The organism is Algiphilus aromaticivorans DG1253, assembly GCF_000733765.1.
Classification (GTDB): Bacteria; Pseudomonadota; Gammaproteobacteria; order Nevskiales; family Nevskiaceae; genus Algiphilus; species Algiphilus aromaticivorans.
Genome location: NZ_JPOG01000001.1, coordinates 1 through 16,941, shown reverse-complemented (window position 1 = coordinate 16,941; position 16,941 = coordinate 1). Strand labels below are relative to the sequence as shown.

Below are 16,941 nucleotides of genomic sequence, written 5' to 3'. Positions count from 1 at the left end.
TTCCCTAAAGCCTACCGGCCTCCGCGCCGCTTGGCCGCAGCCCTGGCACGGTCGGCGCCGAGATCATCCTTCAGCGTGCCCTCCCACATCTTCGAGCCGGTGTGATAACCGGCGCGGCCGATGGCGTGCGCCGCCACCGGCGAGGTCAGCGTGATGAAGCCGACGATGGCCAGCACCCGCGCTGTAACGCTGGCGTCCATATAGAAGAAGGCCACGCCCAGCAGCATGAGGCCCGCGCCGAAGACGCCCGACTTGGTGGTGGCGTGCATGCGCGTGAGCAGATCCGGCATGCGCAGCACGCCCAGCGCAGCGATCAGCATCCAGATCGCGCCGATCAGCAGCAGCGTCGCGGCCAGCCATTCGATCATTGCTCGTCTCCACGGCGTTCCAGATAACGCGACAGCGCGATCGCGGCGAGGAAGGCGGTGAGCGCCAGCACCAGCGCGACATCCAGCGCCGACTCGACCTGCTCGAAGACCGCATAGGCGGCGATGATGCCGACCGTCACCGAGGCGATCAGCTCCAGCGCGACGATGCGGTCGGCCACGCTCGGCCCGCGCAGCAGGCGCAGCACGGCGAAGAGCAGCGCCAGCGCCAGGATCGCGTAGGTCAGGCCGGCCATCACACTCATCGCATCAGCTCCAGCACGCGCGTCTCAAGATCCTGCAGCTCGCGCAGCGTTTCCTCGCCGGCCTCGAGGTACATGACGTGCACATAGAGCACGAAGTGCTCCTCGTCGATATCCAGGCTCAGCGTGCCGGGCGTCAGCGAGATGAGATTCGCGAGAATGGTGATCTCGCCCGGCGAACGCGCGCGCAGCGGCATCCGGATCACGGCCGGCTTCATCAGATGCGTCGGCGTCAGCACGTCGTAGGCAACGCGAAGATTCGATATCACCAGCGCACGGAAGAAGTAGAGCGCGAAGCTGACCAGACGCGGCCCCTTGCGGATATAACCCTGGAACTGCTCGGCATCGCTCAGCGTGAAGGCGATGATCAGATAACCCAGCAGAAAGCCGACGATGAGATTACCCATCGAGAACAGGCCAGTGATCGCCGCCCAGGCCAGCATGAGCATGAGATTGAAGACGTAGCCGATCACGGCGCCCCCTCCATCACCGCCGAGATATAGCCATCGCTGTCCAGCAGCTGCAGCGCCGCCGCATCGGCCAGCGCCCAGAGCGGCTGCGCGACCAGGCCGATGCCCACGGTGCCAAGCGTCAATGCCAGCACCACCACGCCCATGATGGGCGGGATGGCCGGCATGCGGCCGCGCTGCGTGTCCGGCGCCGCCTTCCAGAAGACCTCGTTCCACAGCCGCATGACCGCGTAGAGCGTCAGCACGCCGGCGACGATGGCCGCAGCAACCAGCCCCCAGGCCTCGCTCAGCACCGCCGCCTTGATCAGGATGAACTTCGCCCAGAAGCCGGAGAAGGGCGGGATGCCGGCCAGCGACAGCGCCGACACGAAGAAGGCCAGGCCCAGAGCCGGGTGGCTCTTCCACAGCCCGCCGATGCGATCGATGCGGTGCGAGCCGGTCAGGCCATAGACGATGCCGGCGATGAAGAAGAGATTACTCATCACCAGAATGTGGTGCACCAGATAGAAAACCCCGCCCGTCAGCGAGGTCTGCGTATAGAGCGCCAGGCCCAGGAAGAGATAGCCGATCTGCCCGATGTGCGCAAAGGCAAGCACGCGGCGCAGCTCGGTCTGCACGATGGCGCCGCAGACGCCGACGATGAGCGTGGCCGCCGCCACCCCCTGCATGATGCCGAAGGTGAAGGCCGGATCCTGGGTGAAGAGCAGCGTCAGGCTGCGGTAGAGGGCGTAGACGCCGACCTTGGTCAGCAGCCCCGCGAACAGCGCCGATACCGCCACCGGTGCGGTGTGATAGGAGGCCGGCAGCCAGAAGAAGAGCGGGAAAGCCGCCGCCTTGATACCGAAGGCCACCATGAAGAGCGTGGCGATGACGGTGACGCGGTCGGGCGCATCCACGGCCGCCAGCTTCACGGCCAGATCGGCCATGTTCAGCGTGCCGGCCAGGCCGTAGAGCAGGCCGATGGCGGTCAGGAACAGCGCCGACGAAACCAGATTGAGCACGACGTACTTGATGGCGCCGGCCATCTGCGCGCGCTCGCCGCCCATGGCCAGCAGCGCGAAGCTCGCCAGCAGCAGCACCTCGAACCAGACGTAGAGGTTGAAGATGTCGCCGGTCAGGAAGGCCCCCGCCACACCGGCCAGCAGCAGATGCATCAACGGGTAGTAGCCGGCGTTCTCCAGGCCGCGACCCACCGTCGGCAGCGAGTACAGCGCCACGGCGAAGCCGGTGATGCCGGTCATCAGCACCAGCACCGCCCCCAGCAGATCCGCGGCCAGGACGATGCCGTAGGGCGCCGGCCAGCCGCCTGCGGCTACCGTCACGACACCCTCGACCTGCACCTGCGCCAGCAGCGCGACGGCCGACACGGCCATCGCCGCGGTCCCCAGCACCGCGAGCAACCGCTGCGAGCGGCGCGAGCGCCAGAACACCAGGGACAGCGCCCCGGCGATCATGGGAATGACGATGGGCAGAACGGGCGTCACTCGATCTCGTCCTTGAGCATGTCCAGGTCATCCTCGCCGAGCACCTCGTGCGCGCGATGGATGAGTACTACGGCGAAAGCCAGCACGCCGAAACCGATGACGATGGCGGTCAGAATCAGCGCCTGCGCCAACGGATCCGCGACCAGACCTGTGGGGGCATAAGCTCCCGGCGGCACGATGGCCGGCGCCGCCTCAGTCAACCCACCGGCGACGAAGATGAGCAGATTGGCGGCATTCGATAGCAGGATCAGGCCGATGACCATCTTTGTCATCGAGCGCCGCAACAGCATGTAGAAAGCGCAGCCGTATAGCGCCCCCACCGAGATCGCAAGCCAGCCCGCCATCAGTCCTCCATCTCTGCCAGAGTCAGCACCATGGTCAGCACCGCGCCGATGACCACCAGATAGACGCCGAAGTCGAAGAGCAGCGGCGTGCCCAGGTGCGTCTTGCCAACCACGGGCAGTGCCACATCCACCCACAGACCTTCGAAGAAGGCGCCACGGCCACTGAAAGGCGCCATGAGCGCCGCGACCAACGCCACCAGCAGCCCCATGCCGAGCAGCCGGCGCGGATCCACACGCAGCACGCCGCGCGCCGACTGGATATCGGCGGCGAAGAGCTTGAGCGCGATGGCCGAGGCCGCGACGAGACCGGCGATGAAGCCGCCGCCCGGCTCGTTGTGCCCACGCAGCAGCAGATAAATCGACAACACCATCAGCAGCGGCAGCAAAAGCTGGCCGGCCGAGCGCAGGATCAGCGAAGTGCTCATAACACCGCGAGTAGCGTGGAGGGGCCCCGCGCGCAGCGCGGGGGTCTTAGCGTCGCGAGTCGGTGTGGGCATGCCCCAGAATCGTTCCCGTGGATTGACGCAGAAAGTCTCATGCCGCGAAGCCTCCGTCAGGCTTGCCGCGCTCGCGCAGCAGCGCGTAGACGCCCACCGCCGCCAGCGCCAGCACGAAGATCTCGCCCAGCGTATCGAAGGCGCGGAAGTCGACCAGGATGACGTTCACCACGTTGCGACCGTGGCCGTCGGGCACGGAATGCTCGAGCAGCCAGTCCGCGATGGAAGGGAACTCGCGATTGCCCGCCACCATCCATAGCAGGCAGGTCACCAGCAGGCCGAAGGCGGCGGCCACCGCACCGTCGCGCAGACGCGCGTTGCGGCTGGACAGGCGCTTGAAGCGCGGCATGCGGAAGATGACCAGCATGAGCAGGATCGTCGTCAGCGTCTCGATCAACACCTGCGTGATCGCCAGATCGGGCGCGGAGTACCAGACGTAGAGCAGAGCAATACCGAAGCCCAGCGCACCCATGGCCATCACCGAGATCAACGCCGAGCGCGCGTCCAGCGCCGCCAGCGCCGCCATCACCACGACCACGGCGATCACCCCCGGAATCACACCCGGCATCAGGAAGGGCGCCGCCGCCAGACCGGCGTCGGTACGCAGTATCAACGTCGCCCCGGTCAGCAGCAGCACGACCGCCATGATCGTGCGGACGTAGGCGCGCAGATAGCCGCTCTGGATGCGTCCGGTGAGGCGATCACTGAAGCGGTCGATGCCCGCCATCAAGCCGTCGTAACCGGCCTCCGGCCCGCGTCGCTCGGGCAGCGACCAGCCCGCGAAAGCCGCCTGCCAGCGCGGCCAGGCCACGAAGAGCCCCGCCGCCGCTGCCAATGACAGCGCGGAGAGCAGCAGCGGAAGATTGAAACCGTGCCAGAGCGCCAGATGCATCTCGGTGCCGGGGGCCACCGCCGCAGCGGCCGACTGCAGCACCAGCGCCTCGGGAATGCCCGGCAGCAGACCGAAGAGCACGCTGCCTATGCCGAGCACGACCGGGCCGAGCAGCATCGGCCACGGTGCCTCGTGAATGTGCTGCATGGGCGCGCGGCGCTCGCCCAGGAAGAAGACGCGCAGCACCAGCGTGGCGACCATCGCCGCCACCAGCGCACCAGCCACCGCGCCCGCCACGCCGAAGACGAGGCCGCTCTTCAGTCCGTACTCCAGCAGCAACTCCTTGCCGATGAAGCCGAAGAGCGGGGGCACGCCGGCAGCCGACACCGCGGCGATGGCCGCGAAGGCAGCCGTCACCGGCAGCGCCCGCGCCAGGCCGCTGGCCTCGCGGATGTCCTTGGCGCCGGCCTCGTGATCGATGATGCCAGCGACGAGAAAAAGTGCGCCCTTGTAGAGCGCGTGCACTAGCAGGAAGGTCATGGCCGCGGCTGCTGCACCCAGGCCCAGCAACAGGGTCAGCGTGCCCAGCGCCATGACCGTCGTATAAGCCAGCACGCGCTTGATGCCCGAACTGCGGAAGGCCATCACCGCGCCCAGCACCATCGTGAAGGCACCTACCGGCGCCAGCCACCAGAACCAGTGCGCGTGCTCGCCCAGCGCCGGGTGCAGGCGCGCCAGCAGATAGACGCCGGCCTTCACCATCGTCGCCGAATGCAGATAGGCCGAAACCGGCGAAGGGGCGGCCATCGCGTTTGGCAACCAGAAGTGGAAGGGGAACTGCGCGCTCTTCGTGAAGCAGCCCATGACGATGAGCCCGAGCGCCAGCCCCGCGCCGGGGGCCTCGTGCAATCCGGGCGTAGCGATGATGTCGCTGATGCGATAGCTACCCGCTGCCTCGGCCAACACCACCATGCCGGCGAGCATGACCAGGCCACCGGCCGCCGTCACGATCAGCCCCTGCAGCGCGGCACGACGCGATTTCTCGGATTCGTGGTCAAAGCCGATCAGCAGGAAGGAGGTCAGGCTGGTGAGCTCCCAGAAGACGAAGAGCAGTAGCAGATTATCCGCCAGCACCACCCCGAGCATGGCGGCCATGAAGGCCATCAGATAGGTGAAGAATCGACCGGTTCGCGCCTCGTCCGGCATGTAGCGGCTGGAGTAGGCCACCACCATGACGCCGATGCCGAGCACCAGCGTCGCCATCAGCAGCGACAAGCCGTCGAGACGGAAATCCGCGGCTACATCCAGCCCCGGTATCCAGGGCAGCGACTCCAGCACGGCACCGTTGCGCGCTTCCGCACCGTGCATGCCGAGCAGCACCGCCAGCAGCATCAGCGGCACGGCGGCGAGCAGCATGCCGCCGCGCGCGCTCCCCCAGCGCAGCAGCCACGGCGCCGACGCGGCGGAGGCCAGGCAAACCACGACGGCGAGCAGCATGACGTTGGTGGGGGCCTCGACAATCACGGGCAGCGCTTCTCCCTGGGGCGTTGGCTAGGCGTTCTTTGGTTAGGCGTTCTTGATCTTGCCCGCGAGCCAAGGGTAATGCACATGGCGCCCGGCTTCACCCGCGACCACGGCGTGTACCAGCTGCCGTGCAACTTTGTCGGCGCCCACCGGCCGATAGCGCCGCAGCGGCCCGGCCATCAGGGCACCTGCGACCGGCGCCAGCCTTTGCGCAAGATCCTCGGCAGGCCGCGAATCGCCGCGACTGCCAAGCAACAATGAAGGCCGGATGATGTGCAGCGCGTCGAAGGCCATCGCGCTGATGGCGTCTTCAACCTGCCCCTTGATACGCAGGTAGTGCGAGCGTGCACCGGCATCGGCCCCCACCGAACTCACCAGACCGAAGCGGGTCACGCCAGCGGCGCGTGCGCGCTCAGCGAAATGCAGCACCAGATCCCGATCCACGGCCGCGAAGGCTGCCTTCGAGCCAGCCTGCGCATGGGTAGTCCCGAGGCAGCAGAATGCCATCGCGCACTCCGGCAGCGGATCGGCATCAAACCACGCCCAGTCGTGCCAATGAAGTCCCTCGCTGTCTGCGCGCGGCGTGCGTGCCAACGCGTGTACCGGAGCCACGGCCAGCCTGCGCAGGCTTTCCAGCACCTGCCCGCCAACCAGCCCCGTGCCACCGGCGAGCAGCGCCCCCGTCAGATCCTGCATTGGACAATCCTCCCCGTATTTGGCAGCGTCGTGGCGAGTCTAGCCAAATCGACGCACACCTCCATGAATGACTTCGTCCTCGACGCCCGGTTGCAGCGGGACTGCCTGCATCTCGCCGATTTCCCGCTGTGCCGTCTGCTGATGATGGACGATGCCCGCTTCCCCTGGTTCCTGCTGGTGCCCCGCATCCCCGGCGCGCGCGACGCCATCGATCTGGATACCGAGGACTACCGCCGCCTCTGGGAGGAGTCTGCGGACCTGTGCCGCGCGATTCGGATCGCCTTCACGCCGCACAAGCTGAATGTCGCGGCGCTAGGGAACCAGGTGGCACAGCTGCACGTGCACCACATCGCACGCTACCAGGGCGACGACGCCTGGCCGGCGCCGGTCTGGGGTTACGGCGAGGCGCAGGCCTGCGGGGAAACCGTGGCGAAGCAACGAAGCAGCGAGCTACTGGACGCGCTTCCCGGCCGCCTCAGACCGTGAATCCGGCTCACAAGGGCCGGGTGTATTGTGGCTAAACTGATGCGTAATGAGCCGTGCCGGGGCTTCGCCCGACGCGGAAGTGAACAAGAGCTAGGGGAGAAGACAGCATGAACTACTTCGTCACGGGTGCCACCGGCTTCATCGGCCGCTTTCTGGTCGCACGTCTGCTGCAGGACAGCGACGCGCAGGTGCACGTGCTGGTGCGCGAAGCCTCCCGCGACAAGCTCGACAAGCTGAAGCGCGCCTTCGATGACGACATGGCCGCCCGCCTGCATCCGGTCTGGGGCGACATCTCCGAGTCCGGACTCACCTCGGCCAACGCGCGCAAGAAGCTCTCCGGCAAGATCGATCACATCTTCCATCTGGCCGCCGTCTACGACATGAACATGGACGACGAAACGGCCGATCGCATCAATATCGATGGCACGCGCAACGTCGTCGACTTCGCCAACAGCCTGGGCGGCAACCCGCGCTTCCACCACATGAGCTCGGTGGCCGTGGCCGGTACCAACTTCAACGGCCAGTTCACCGAGGACATGTTCGACGAGGGCCAGCGCCTGGATCATCCCTACTACCGGACCAAGTTCGAGTCCGAGAAACTCGTCCGCGAAGAGTGCCGGGTCCCCTTCCGCATCTATCGCCCCGGCGCGGTCGTCGGCTCTTCCGAGACCGGCGAGATGGACAAGGTCGACGGCCCCTACTACTTCTTCAAGACCATCCAGCGCCTGCGCGACAAGGTTCCGAAGTGGCTCCCCATGATCGGCGTCGACGGCGGCCGCGTGCCGCTGGCGCCGGTCGACTATGTCGCACTGGCCATGCACGCCATCGCCCACCGCGAAAAGGGCGACGGTGAGTGCTTTCACCTGATCCAGTCCAAGTCGCCCAGCGTCGGCGAACTCATCGGTACCCTGCTCGAAGCCGCGCACGGCCCGGAAATTGCGCGCTCGGTCGACCTTGGCGGCATGGGCAGGCTTCCCTCACCGATGCGTCAGGTCACCGACTCGGCGATCCGCCTCGTTCCCGGCAACGTGCTGCGCATGACCTCACGTGCCCTTGGCGTGCCGGTCTCGGTGCTCGGCTATGTCTTCAACCCGGCCATCTTCGATGAACGCAACGCCCGCGCTGCGCTCAAGGGCACCGGCATCCAGTGCCCGGATATCCGCGACTACGCCGACAAGCTCTTCCAGTACTGGGAGCTGCACCTGGACCTGGACGTAAGGATTCCGTCGGCGCTGCCGCGCCGCATCGGCGGCAAGGTCGTGCTCATCACCGGCGCCTCCAGCGGCATCGGCTTCGCCACCGCCAAGAAACTGGCCGCAGGCGGTGCCAAGGTGATCCTTGTCGCGCGCACCCCCGAGAAGCTGGATGAAACCCGTTACATCCTGGAGAAGGCCGGCGGCGAGGCACACTGCTACCCCACGGACCTCAACAGCATGGAGGCCATCGACGCGATGGCCCAGCAGGTGCTGGCCGACTTCGGGCACGTCGATGTACTCATCAACAACGCCGGGCGCTCAATCCGCCGCGCGGTCTTCGAATCCTTCGACCGCTTCCACGACTACGAGCGCACGATGCAGCTGAACTACTTCGGCGCCATCCGGCTGATCATGAATCTGCTTCCCGAGATGGCGCGCCGAAAGTCCGGGCACATCATCAACATCAGCTCCATCGGTGTGCTGGCCAATGCCGCGCGCTTCTCGGCCTACGTAGCCTCCAAGTCGGCCCTGGACGCCTACACGCGCTGCCTGTCGGCCGAAGTGCGTAGCCGCAACATCCACACCACGGCCATCTACATGCCGCTGGTGCGCACGCCGATGATCGCGCCCACCAAGATGTACGACTACGTGCCCACCTGGACCCCCGAGCACGCCGCCGACACGGTGGTCGAAGCCATCCTCAAGCGACCCAAGTCGATCGCCACCCCGGTCGGCACCGCCGCCGCGCTGAGCTATGCCGTCTGGCCGAAGATGAACGACTACATCCTCTCCAAAGGCTTCCAGCTCTTCCCCTCCTCCAGCGCCGCCCACGGCATCAAGGAAGGCGGCAAGCCCACCATCGAGCAGGTCGTCTTCGCCAATCTCTTCAAGGGGGAGCATTGGTGAGTGCGGCACGACCGAACAGCCGGTGGCTGTTCGCAGCGTGGCGCACGCCCGGGCCATGGATGGCCCGGGCCAGGTCACTTAACGAGATCGGGAAGATCGAGCTTAGTGACTGCGGCGGCCGATGACGCGCACTTCCTAGAGGCACCAAAGGCAAGCCGCAGCGGCAAATCACGCCCGGCCATGGATGGCCGGGCGCGGGGCACTTAACGAGATCAGGAAGATCGAGTTTAGTGCTAGCGGCAGCCGCTGACGCGCGTCGCCTAGGGACGCCGACCAAGTCGCAGCGCGAAATTACGCCAGCACATGGATGTGCTGGCGTGGGTCACTTGGAGCAGCGAGCAGCGACGAGGGCCCCGCGCGACAGCGCGGGGTCGGAGCGTCCGCGAGCCGCGACGAGGCAGGATGCCGAGCTCAGTGACAGCGGCAGCCGCTGACGCGAACAACCCTCAGGCGCGCACCTGTTTGCGCTCCGCAGCGAAGGCGCTCAACCCCAGCCACTCCTCGATGCGCCCCGTGAGTTCCGGCGCACCATTGAGCCGCAGCTGGCCGCTGTCGACCGCCTCACGGATGGACGTAATGCCCATCCACACCGCCGTCATCGTGCGCAGATCGGTCACCACGTGAACGTCGATCTCGTGCCCAGGATCGATCATGCAGAGATCGACCGGCCCATGTGCGGCTGTCTTGTCGACGACCAGCCACCACTTCCGCTGCCCGCGCTCGAGCTTCGGGTACAGAAACTGAATCGTGATGCGGCGCTCGGGAAGCGCGTCCGGCTTCAAGTTGCGGCGCATGTCCCACATCAGTAGTGACGGGTCGAGATTCCGCAGCGAAAGCTGCGACTCCAGCCAGCGCTGGCCCCAGCTTCCCAGCGACATGATCACGGGTCGCAGCTCCTCTCCAGCCTGGGTCAGCCGGTAGACAGGGGTCCCTCTGTCGGCGCCGCGACTGCGTGCAATCAGGCCGTGGGCCTCCAGCTCGGTGAGCCGCTTGGACAGCAGCGCCGGCGACATGCGCGGCACGCCACGGCGCAGCTCGTTGAAGCGCGTGCTGCCGCAGATCAGCTCGCGCAGCACCAGAATCGTCCAGCGCGAGCCCAACACTTCAGCGGCCATCGCCACCGGGCAGAACTGGCCGTAGCCCTGCTGCGACGCCATCGCCCATTCCCCCAGCACCGGCACTGCCATCGATGCAACCACGACTTGGCGCGAGTGAGCCGGTACATCTTTTGAACTGGCTACGAGCCTAGCAGAGCGCGATAGTCACCGGCACCGTCGACAGGCTCGACGGCGAGCCAGACACAAGAGCCACACATGGAGGAACCCATGAGCACAACCGAGGCCACAGCAGCCACCAACCCGGAGATGGCGGCACTCAAGCAGCGCCTGAAGGCAACCTGGGAATCGGGCGACTACGGTGCCTTCGCGATCTACCTGGAGCGCGGCGCCGTCGATTTTCTGGAACGCATCGGTATCGAGCCGGACACGCGCATGCTCGATGTCGCCTGCGGCGCCGGCCAGATCAGCGTCCCGGCGGCGCGTGCCGGCGCGAAGGTCACGGGCGTGGACATCGCCACGAACCTCGTCGAGCAGGCGCAGAGCTGGGCGCGCAACGAAGGTGTCGACGCCCGCTTCGAAGTGGGCGACGCCGAGGCCCTGCCTTACGATGACGCCAGCTTCGATCTGGTGACGAGCCTGCTCGGAGCAATGTTCGCGCCACAGCCAGACGCGGTGGCCGCCGAACTGCTTCGCGTCTGCCGGCCCGGCGGCCGCATTGTCATGGGCAACTGGACGCCCGAAGGCTTCGTCGGCGGCATGTTCAAGATCATCGGCAGGCACGCGCCGCCCTCCCCGCTGATGGCGCCGCCGGTCAAATGGGGCGACGAGGCTACCGTTCGGCAGCGCCTCGGCGAGGGCGCCGAGTTGACGTTGACCCGCCGCCACTACCCCTTCGAATATCCCTTCGGCCCGGCGGAGGTGGTCGATCTCTTTCGCGACTACTACGGCCCGGCGCAGAAGGCCTTCGCTGCCCTCGACGAAGCAGGCCAGGCAGCGCTGCACGCGGAGTTGACGCAGCACTGGAAGGCGCACAACCAAGCGGCCGACGGCGGCACCTACTGCGAGTCGGAATACCTGGAGGTCGTCGCACGTCGAGCTGGCTAACGCAGCCTGGCGCTCGGCGACGCCCCCCCCCTAACTGAACGCCTTCGCTCAGGCGGTCTCGGCCAACCGCTTGCGCCGCTGCGCGACATTTCCGGCCAACTCGCGCAGCACAGCGACGGTGTCATCCCAGCCGATGCAGGCGTCGGTGACGGACTGGCCGTAGGTCAGCTCGCCGCCGAGGTCCTGGCGCCCTTCCTGCAGATGCGACTCGACCATGACGCCGACGATGCGGTTGTCACCCTCGGCGATCTGGGCGCCCACATCCTGGCCGACGCTGATCTGCCGCTTGTGCTCCTTCTGGCTGTTGGCGTGCGAGAAGTCGATCATCACCTGCTCGGGCAGCCCGGCCTTGGCCAGCCCCGCGCAGGCCGCGTCAACGCTGGCGGCGTCGTAATTGGTGCCGCTGGAGCCGCCGCGCAGGATGAGGTGACAGTCCGGGTTGCCGGTGGTCTCGAAGATGCCGACCTGACCGTCGCGCGTCATCGACAGGAAGTGATGCGAGTGCGCCGCCGACATGACGGCGTCCACGGCCAGCTTCACCGAGCCGTCAGTGCCGTTCTTGAAGCCGACGGGGCAGGACAGCCCGGAAGCCATTTCACGGTGAAGCTGCGACTCGGTGGTGCGCGCGCCGATGGCGCCCCAGCTGACCAGATCCGCCAGGTACTGCGGCGTCAGCAGGTCGAGGAACTCCACGCCCGCCGGCACACCCGACTCGGTGAGCTGCAGCAGCAGCTTGCGCGCGGCGCGCAGGCCGGTGTCGATGTGGTAGCTGTCGTCCAGGCTCGGGTCGTTGATCAGGCCCTTCCAGCCGACCGTGGTGCGCGGCTTCTCGAAATAGACGCGCATGACCACCAGCAGGTCGCGTGACAGCTGCTCACGCAACGCGCGCAGATGCTCGGCGTACTCCAGGGCTGCCTCTGGGTCATGGATCGAGCACGGGCCGACAATAACAAGCAGGCGGTCACTCTGACCGGCGAGGATCTCCTGGATCTCGCGGCGGGCGCTCAGCACGGTATCGATGGCGGCCTGCGACATCGGGTACTCGCCCTGGACTTCGGCCGGGGTCGAAACGGGGCGCACACTGCGGATTCGGGTGTTTTCGGTTACGGCGGACATGGCAGCACCTGCTGCTGTGGGATCAATTCGGGCGCGCGATACTAGCAGACCCTTCGCAGCATTCCGATGCGCATCGGCTATCCTCGGCGACACTTCCGCCTATGGCCGAGCCTCCATGCCGTATCGAATTGTCTGCGCACTGCTCCTGCTGTGCGCCCTGCCCGCCGCCCCAGCCGCCGATTTCTTCGCCGTGCGCAACGACGCTCAGCTGGCGCGCGCCGTGCCGCTGCCCGAACTCGCACCACGCGCCCCGGAAGCCGGGCAGCTCGACTTCGGCGCCAGCTTCGATCTGATCAGCGAGTATGCGGCGCTGGAAGCGGCCGACGAGCGATTCCTCGCCGACGGCGAGGTTTACAAGCTGGCGCTGTCCGCCAGCGGACGCTTCTCCCAACGCAGTTTCTGGAGCGTGCGCCTGCCGTTGCTGCACCAGGGCGGCGGCTTCATGGACAGCATCATCGTCGACTGGCACGACTTCTTCGGGCTACCGCAGGGCGGGCGTGACCAAGCGCTCGACGACCAGTACGTCTTCTATTACGAGCGCGACGGCGAAGTACTGCTCAACGTGCAGGACCGCGGCAACCGCCTCGGCGACCTGGAAGTCGCCTGGCATTTCGAGCCCGCCGACGACTGGTTGCTGGGTGCACAGCTGCGCGCCCCCACCGGCGACGGCGACAAGCTATCCGGCGGCGGCGCCTGGGGTGCGGCGCTCTGGGTCACGCGCGATTTTCGTGCCGGGCCGGTTAGCGGGTTCCTGTCCGCCGGCGGCGCCTTCAACGAGCGCGGCGACGTCCTGCCCGAGCAACAGCGCCGCGTCACACCCTTCGGCGGTGCAGGCCTGGGGCTGGATATCACCAACTGGCTCACTGGCCTGGTGCAGATCTACGCGCACCGCGCGCCCTACACCGACAGCGAAATAGAGGCACTGGCCCGCGACAGCGTGCAGCTTTCAGTGGGCGGCGTCTTCCGGCTCGGCGCGACCACCCGCCTCCACCTTCTTTTCCAGGAGGATCTGGGCGTCCACGCTTCGCCGGATTTCAGCATGCAGGCCGCGATCTACTGGTAATGCCTCAGGCGCGCCAGCGCGCCAACACGCCGTCGATACGCCCGCAGGCCGCAGCCAGGCGCTGTTCGACCGTGTCCGGATCAGCGGCGGCTCCCTGCCCGGCGACGACATCGACCTCCTGGAAACCCATGAAGCCGAAGAGCTGGCGCACGGTGGGCGTGAGCAGGTCGTAGCTGCCGGGTTCCTCCTCGTACTGGCCAGCACTGGTGTAAAGCACGAGCGCCTTGTGGCCGGTCAGCCATCCCTCGTACTGCCCGTCGCGCACCGTCCATGTCCGATCCTTCTGGATGACGGCATCGAACCAGGCCTTCACCGGCGCCGGCAGACCGAAGTTGTGCATCGGCGTGGCAAGAATGACGCGATCGGCCGCGCGCAGCTTGTCGACGTAGGCATCCATGGGCTTGATAGCCGCGGCCGCCTGCGCGGAGAGTTCGGCGCCACCGTAGTTGCGCGCGACGTAGGCGTCGACGCGTGTGGTGTCGAAGAGCGGTGGCTGGCTGGCGCCGAGGTCGGTGACGGTGGGCGTGACCTCGAGCTGCGCCAGGGCGTGATCGAGCAGACGCGCAGTACGCGAGCCGGTACGAGGGGTGTAGCGGACGACATGGAGCTTCATGGCTTTCATCTCTATTGAAACCTGAGCCGCAATCTATGCCTCGGCGTGGCGATGAAAAAGCGGAGCGTGCAGAATCCAGTAATCAATTCATTTGAATGCCGCCATGCGCCTGACCCTGGAATCGTTGCGCACGCTGGAAACCATCGCCGAGGCCGGCAGCTTCGCGCGCGCCGCCGAGCGCCTGCATCGCGTGCCATCAGCGCTGACCTATACCGTCCAGAAGCTGGAATCGGATTACAACCTGCAGCTCTTCGAGCGCGTCGGGCGGCGCATGCAGCTCACCGCCGCCGGCCAGGCGGTCGTCGAGGAAGCGCGCGCGCTGCTGCGCCAGGCCGAGGCCACCGACAACCGCCTGCGCAAGCTGGGCGAGGGCTGGGAGGCGCGGCTGGGCATCGCCGCCGACGCCATGCTGCCGGTGGACTGGCTGTTCCCCTTGGTTGCCGACTTCGACGCGCTGGCCACGCGCACCGAGCTGCGCCTGATCGAGGAAACCCTGGGCGGTCCCTGGGACGCGCTCATCGGCGGCCGTGCCGACATCGCCATCGCCGGCGGCGAGGCACCCAGCGGCTACGGCCTGAGCAGCGCCCGCCTGGCCGAGATCGCCTGGGATTTCGCCTGCGCGCCCGACCACCCCCTGGTGGCCGAGGCCGATAAGGGACCGCTGCCACCGCGCGTGCTGCGCCGGCATCGCTCCGTGGTGGCCGCCGACTCGGCGCGCAAGCTCGCCGCGCGCACCGCGGGCGTGCAGGATGGCCAGCCCGTGCTGGCAGTGTCCGGCGTCATGCACAAGATCGCCGCCCAGGCCGCCGGGCTGGGCGTTGGCTTCGTGCCACGGCATCTGGCCTATCCCTGGCTCGCCGACGGCCGCCTGGTGCGCCTGCAGGTGGAAGTGCCGCGCGAGCGCACGCGCCTGCTGGTGGCTTGGCGCAGCGGTGAGCAGGGGCTGGCTCTCAACTGGTTCCGCGAGCGGCTGCGTGGCGACGAAGCGCTGCGCGCGCGCTTCGACTGCAGCGAGGCCTGAGGCCTACCAGAGCGCTACAAGCGCCCCGGCCAGCAGCACCGCCACGCCACCGATCTCGGCCACGATGAGCGCGCCCATGAAGGCGTGCAGTGGCCAGGCAGGCAGGCGGCGCGCACCCAGCACGTGCGGAGAACGCAGCTGATTGTCGGTATCACCCAGCGCGCCGTGCAGGACGTAGCTGGCAATAGCCAGCGTGAAGAAGATCAGCGGCCAGAGAACCGCCTGCAGATTCACCCAGCCCGGCCAGACCGAAACCGCGGCGAGCGCAGCCAGCACCAGCGCCGCGAAGCTGTAGAGCAGGCTGGCACGGTGTGCGATGTCGACATAGGGATGCGCCTGCGCGTTCGACGAGCGCGCGATCTGAGCGTACTTCCAGACGCCGGTGAGCAGACCCACCATCAGCAGCGCACCGGCGGCGGACAGTGCCAACCGTACGGCGGTCGGCAGCGCGAGGGGATCGATCATGAAGGCTTCCGGAAAACGGGAGGCCGCATAATCGCAGCATCCAAAGCGCGCCGCAGACCCAATGCCCGATTCCGTTATCCCCATCGCCATCGTCACCCCCGGCTGGAGCCAGATCGGCTGGGTCTGCCTGCTGGCCTTTCTGCCGCTCGCCATCGCCCTGGCCTACCGCCGCATCGCGCCCAACAGCGCGCAGGCGATGCCGCCAGCGATACGCGGGGGGCATCGTGTTGGCGCTCGGCATCATCGGCGCGATGGCCGCAACCATCGGCAGCTGGGTGATCAGCAGCAACGGCGCCTGGAACGATGGCGAACATATGCACATGCGCGCCAGCCGTGCCTTCTCCATCAAGCTGCCGCTCGACGAGCTGCATCCGGAGCAAGCCACGCCCATCGCCTTCGACGCCCTTGAAGCGGAAGGCCGCATTCGCACGCCGGGCTACGCCGCCGGCGCCTACCGCGACACCGAGGGCCGGCGCGTCTTCGTGCTATGGGCCGGGGCGCCGCTGACCCGCATTCCTACCGATCGCGACTTCGATATCGCCGTCGCCGATCACCGACCCGCCGCGCCTGCGCTGAGGGCTCACCGCCTCACTTCCCGCTAAGCTTCGCGCTGCTTGTTGCAAAACGATGAAACGGAGCGTGACTTGATAAAGAATTGGCTGGCGGGCCTGGGAATGCTTAGCTTGATGCCAGGGGTGGCTACAGCCGCCGAGACCGGTATCGGCTTACGCGCCTCCACCCTTGGTGCCGGCGCCGAGCTTTCGGTCGGGCTGCTCGACCGACTGGTGTTGCGCGTGCCCTTCAACACCTTCCGCTACAGCGACGACATCACCGAGGACGACATCAACTACGACGGCGAGCTGCAGCTGCGCACGGTAGGGCTGCTCGCCGACGTGCACATCTTCGGCGGCGGCTTCCATCTCACCGGCGGCCTCTACAGCAATGGCAACGAAATCAACCTACTCGCCAGCGAAGCCACCGGCAACGACAGCTTCCAGGTGGGCAATCGCAGCTATCGTTCCGACCCCAATAATCCTTTTGAACTCACGGCCGGCCTGGACTTCGAGTCCGTGGCGCCCTACGCGGGCGTCGGCTGGGGCAACGCCGCGCAGGCCGAGAACAACGGCGTCTACTTCAAGCTGGAGTTGGGCGTGCTCTTCCAGGGCAGCCCGAGCGCCGAGGCAAAAGGCTCCGGCAGCGTGTGCGACGTGGCGTCCCCGGACTGCAGCACAACCTCCTTCGACGTCGAGGGCAACGATCCGCGCGCGGTGGTTTTCCGGGAAGAACTCGAGAGAGAACGTGCAGACCTGGAAGCCGGACTTGACGACTTCAAGCTCTATCCCGTAGCCGGCTTCTCCATCGGCTACCGCTTCTAGCACCGCGGGTGCTGCTCGCAGCCTTCTGCCTAACAGCCTTTATCGCCGCCGTCGTCTCGGGG

At 67.0% G+C, this 16,941-nt stretch carries 19 protein-coding genes; 7 read left to right on the top strand and 12 right to left on the bottom strand.

Annotated features, from left to right (window positions below; translation table 11 throughout):
* Nucleotides 1-11: 11 nt before the first annotated feature.
* From mnhG to U743_RS00060, 8 genes are all read right to left on the bottom strand, one after another.
* Nucleotides 12-368 carry a monovalent cation/H(+) antiporter subunit G gene (gene mnhG, locus U743_RS00095; protein WP_052367336.1) on the bottom strand — a complete coding sequence of 119 codons (357 nt, stop codon included), beginning with the start codon at nt 366-368 and terminating at the stop codon, nt 12-14.
* Nucleotides 365-631 (bottom strand): monovalent cation/H+ antiporter complex subunit F, encoded by a 267-nt coding sequence (locus U743_RS00090; protein ID WP_043764574.1) that lies wholly within the window; start codon nt 629-631, stop codon nt 365-367. The genes mnhG and U743_RS00090 overlap by 4 nt, the downstream gene beginning before the upstream one ends.
* Nucleotides 628-1,101 (bottom strand): Na+/H+ antiporter subunit E, encoded by a 474-nt coding sequence (locus U743_RS00085; protein ID WP_043764572.1) that lies wholly within the window; start codon nt 1,099-1,101, stop codon nt 628-630. The genes U743_RS00090 and U743_RS00085 overlap by 4 nt, the downstream gene beginning before the upstream one ends.
* Complete coding sequence (locus U743_RS00080) at nt 1,098-2,582, bottom strand: Na+/H+ antiporter subunit D (protein WP_043764570.1); 1,485 nt, start codon at nt 2,580-2,582, stop codon at nt 1,098-1,100. Before U743_RS00080 ends, U743_RS00085 begins: the two co-directional genes overlap by 4 nt.
* Complete coding sequence (locus U743_RS00075; protein WP_043764568.1) at nt 2,579-2,926, bottom strand: Na+/H+ antiporter subunit C; 348 nt, start codon at nt 2,924-2,926, stop codon at nt 2,579-2,581. Before U743_RS00075 ends, U743_RS00080 begins: the two co-directional genes overlap by 4 nt.
* On the bottom strand, nt 2,926-3,351 hold the full coding sequence (locus tag U743_RS00070) for a Na+/H+ antiporter subunit B (protein WP_043764566.1): 426 nt from the start codon (nt 3,349-3,351) through the stop codon (nt 2,926-2,928). Before U743_RS00070 ends, U743_RS00075 begins: the two co-directional genes overlap by 1 nt.
* A 109-nt stretch (nt 3,352-3,460) precedes the next feature.
* The gene (mbhE, locus tag U743_RS00065) at nt 3,461-5,752 is read right to left on the bottom strand and encodes a hydrogen gas-evolving membrane-bound hydrogenase subunit E (protein ID WP_043770385.1); all 2,292 of its coding nucleotides are present in this window, start codon (nt 5,750-5,752) and stop codon (nt 3,461-3,463) included.
* Between the two features lie 69 nt (nt 5,753-5,821).
* A complete protein-coding gene (locus tag U743_RS00060) occupies nt 5,822-6,475 on the bottom strand; it encodes a Rossmann-fold NAD(P)-binding domain-containing protein (protein WP_043764564.1) in 654 nt (217 codons plus the stop codon).
* A gap of 63 nt (nt 6,476-6,538) precedes the next feature.
* On the opposite strand from U743_RS00060, the gene U743_RS00055 reads away from it, so the two are divergent.
* A complete protein-coding gene (locus tag U743_RS00055) occupies nt 6,539-6,961 on the top strand; it encodes an HIT domain-containing protein (RefSeq protein WP_052367335.1) in 423 nt (140 codons plus the stop codon).
* A 107-nt stretch (nt 6,962-7,068) separates the two neighbouring features.
* Nucleotides 7,069-9,063 carry an SDR family oxidoreductase gene (locus tag U743_RS00050; protein WP_043764561.1) on the top strand — a complete coding sequence of 665 codons (1,995 nt, stop codon included), beginning with the start codon at nt 7,069-7,071 and terminating at the stop codon, nt 9,061-9,063.
* Between the two features lie 446 nt (nt 9,064-9,509).
* Here U743_RS00050 and U743_RS00045 read toward each other — a convergent pair whose 3' ends face one another.
* Nucleotides 9,510-10,220, bottom strand: coding sequence for a winged helix-turn-helix transcriptional regulator (locus U743_RS00045; protein WP_043764560.1), 711 nt, complete (start codon nt 10,218-10,220; stop codon nt 9,510-9,512).
* A gap of 168 nt (nt 10,221-10,388) precedes the next feature.
* On the opposite strand from U743_RS00045, the gene U743_RS00040 reads away from it, so the two are divergent.
* Nucleotides 10,389-11,225, top strand: a complete 837-nt coding sequence (locus tag U743_RS00040; RefSeq protein WP_043764558.1) for a class I SAM-dependent methyltransferase — start codon at nt 10,389-10,391, stop codon at nt 11,223-11,225.
* Between the two features lie 48 nt (nt 11,226-11,273).
* Here the strand turns inward: U743_RS00040 and U743_RS00035 are convergent, their stop codons facing one another.
* Entirely contained in the window at nt 11,274-12,341 is a 1,068-nt protein-coding gene (locus U743_RS00035) for a 3-deoxy-7-phosphoheptulonate synthase (RefSeq protein ID WP_043764556.1), read from the bottom strand.
* Between the two features lie 115 nt (nt 12,342-12,456).
* On the opposite strand from U743_RS00035, the gene U743_RS00030 reads away from it, so the two are divergent.
* Nucleotides 12,457-13,404, top strand: coding sequence for a DUF3187 family protein (locus U743_RS00030; protein ID WP_043764554.1), 948 nt, complete (start codon nt 12,457-12,459; stop codon nt 13,402-13,404).
* Nucleotides 13,405-13,408: 4 nt separating this feature from the next.
* On the opposite strand, the gene U743_RS00025 is transcribed toward U743_RS00030, so the two are convergent.
* A complete protein-coding gene (locus U743_RS00025) occupies nt 13,409-14,017 on the bottom strand; it encodes an FMN-dependent NADH-azoreductase (RefSeq protein ID WP_198021862.1) in 609 nt (202 codons plus the stop codon).
* 103 nt (nt 14,018-14,120) lie between these two features.
* Here U743_RS00025 and U743_RS00020 point away from each other — a divergent pair, with 103 nt between their 5' ends.
* Entirely contained in the window at nt 14,121-15,038 is a 918-nt protein-coding gene (locus tag U743_RS00020) for a LysR family transcriptional regulator (RefSeq protein WP_043764550.1), read from the top strand.
* Nucleotides 15,039-15,041: 3 nt separating this feature from the next.
* On the opposite strand, the gene U743_RS00015 is transcribed toward U743_RS00020, so the two are convergent.
* Nucleotides 15,042-15,503 (bottom strand): hypothetical protein, encoded by a 462-nt coding sequence (locus U743_RS00015; RefSeq protein WP_043764548.1) that lies wholly within the window; start codon nt 15,501-15,503, stop codon nt 15,042-15,044.
* Nucleotides 15,504-15,727: 224 nt separating this feature from the next.
* Here U743_RS00015 and U743_RS00010 point away from each other — a divergent pair, with 224 nt between their 5' ends.
* On the top strand, nt 15,728-16,105 hold the full coding sequence (locus U743_RS00010; protein WP_043764546.1) for a hypothetical protein: 378 nt from the start codon (nt 15,728-15,730) through the stop codon (nt 16,103-16,105).
* A gap of 42 nt (nt 16,106-16,147) precedes the next feature.
* Complete coding sequence (locus U743_RS00005; protein ID WP_156966273.1) at nt 16,148-16,879, top strand: hypothetical protein; 732 nt, start codon at nt 16,148-16,150, stop codon at nt 16,877-16,879.
* Nucleotides 16,880-16,941 lie beyond the last annotated feature (62 nt).

Excerpts from the sequence above, each read along its gene's own strand:
- mnhG (WP_052367336.1), bottom strand. The coding sequence starts at position 368 with ATGATCGAATGGCTGGCCGCGACGCTGCTGCTGATCGGCGCGATCTGG.
- U743_RS00090 (WP_043764574.1), bottom strand. The coding sequence starts at position 631 with ATGAGTGTGATGGCCGGCCTGACCTACGCGATCCTGGCGCTGGCGCTG.
- U743_RS00075 (WP_043764568.1), bottom strand. The coding sequence starts at position 2,926 with ATGGCGGGCTGGCTTGCGATCTCGGTGGGGGCGCTATACGGCTGCGCT.
- U743_RS00070 (WP_043764566.1), bottom strand. The coding sequence starts at position 3,351 with ATGAGCACTTCGCTGATCCTGCGCTCGGCCGGCCAGCTTTTGCTGCCG.
- mbhE (WP_043770385.1), bottom strand. The coding sequence starts at position 5,752 with ATGCTGCTCGCCGTCGTGGTTTGCCTGGCCTCCGCCGCGTCGGCGCCG.
- U743_RS00060 (WP_043764564.1), bottom strand. The coding sequence starts at position 6,475 with ATGCAGGATCTGACGGGGGCGCTGCTCGCCGGTGGCACGGGGCTGGTT.
- U743_RS00055 (WP_052367335.1), top strand. The coding sequence starts at position 6,539 with ATGAATGACTTCGTCCTCGACGCCCGGTTGCAGCGGGACTGCCTGCAT.
- U743_RS00050 (WP_043764561.1), top strand. The coding sequence starts at position 7,069 with ATGAACTACTTCGTCACGGGTGCCACCGGCTTCATCGGCCGCTTTCTG.
- U743_RS00045 (WP_043764560.1), bottom strand. The coding sequence starts at position 10,220 with ATGGCGTCGCAGCAGGGCTACGGCCAGTTCTGCCCGGTGGCGATGGCC.
- U743_RS00040 (WP_043764558.1), top strand. The coding sequence starts at position 10,389 with ATGAGCACAACCGAGGCCACAGCAGCCACCAACCCGGAGATGGCGGCA.
- U743_RS00035 (WP_043764556.1), bottom strand. The coding sequence starts at position 12,341 with ATGTCCGCCGTAACCGAAAACACCCGAATCCGCAGTGTGCGCCCCGTT.
- U743_RS00030 (WP_043764554.1), top strand. The coding sequence starts at position 12,457 with ATGCCGTATCGAATTGTCTGCGCACTGCTCCTGCTGTGCGCCCTGCCC.
- U743_RS00025 (WP_198021862.1), bottom strand. The coding sequence starts at position 14,017 with ATGAAGCTCCATGTCGTCCGCTACACCCCTCGTACCGGCTCGCGTACT.
- U743_RS00020 (WP_043764550.1), top strand. The coding sequence starts at position 14,121 with ATGCGCCTGACCCTGGAATCGTTGCGCACGCTGGAAACCATCGCCGAG.
- U743_RS00015 (WP_043764548.1), bottom strand. The coding sequence starts at position 15,503 with ATGATCGATCCCCTCGCGCTGCCGACCGCCGTACGGTTGGCACTGTCC.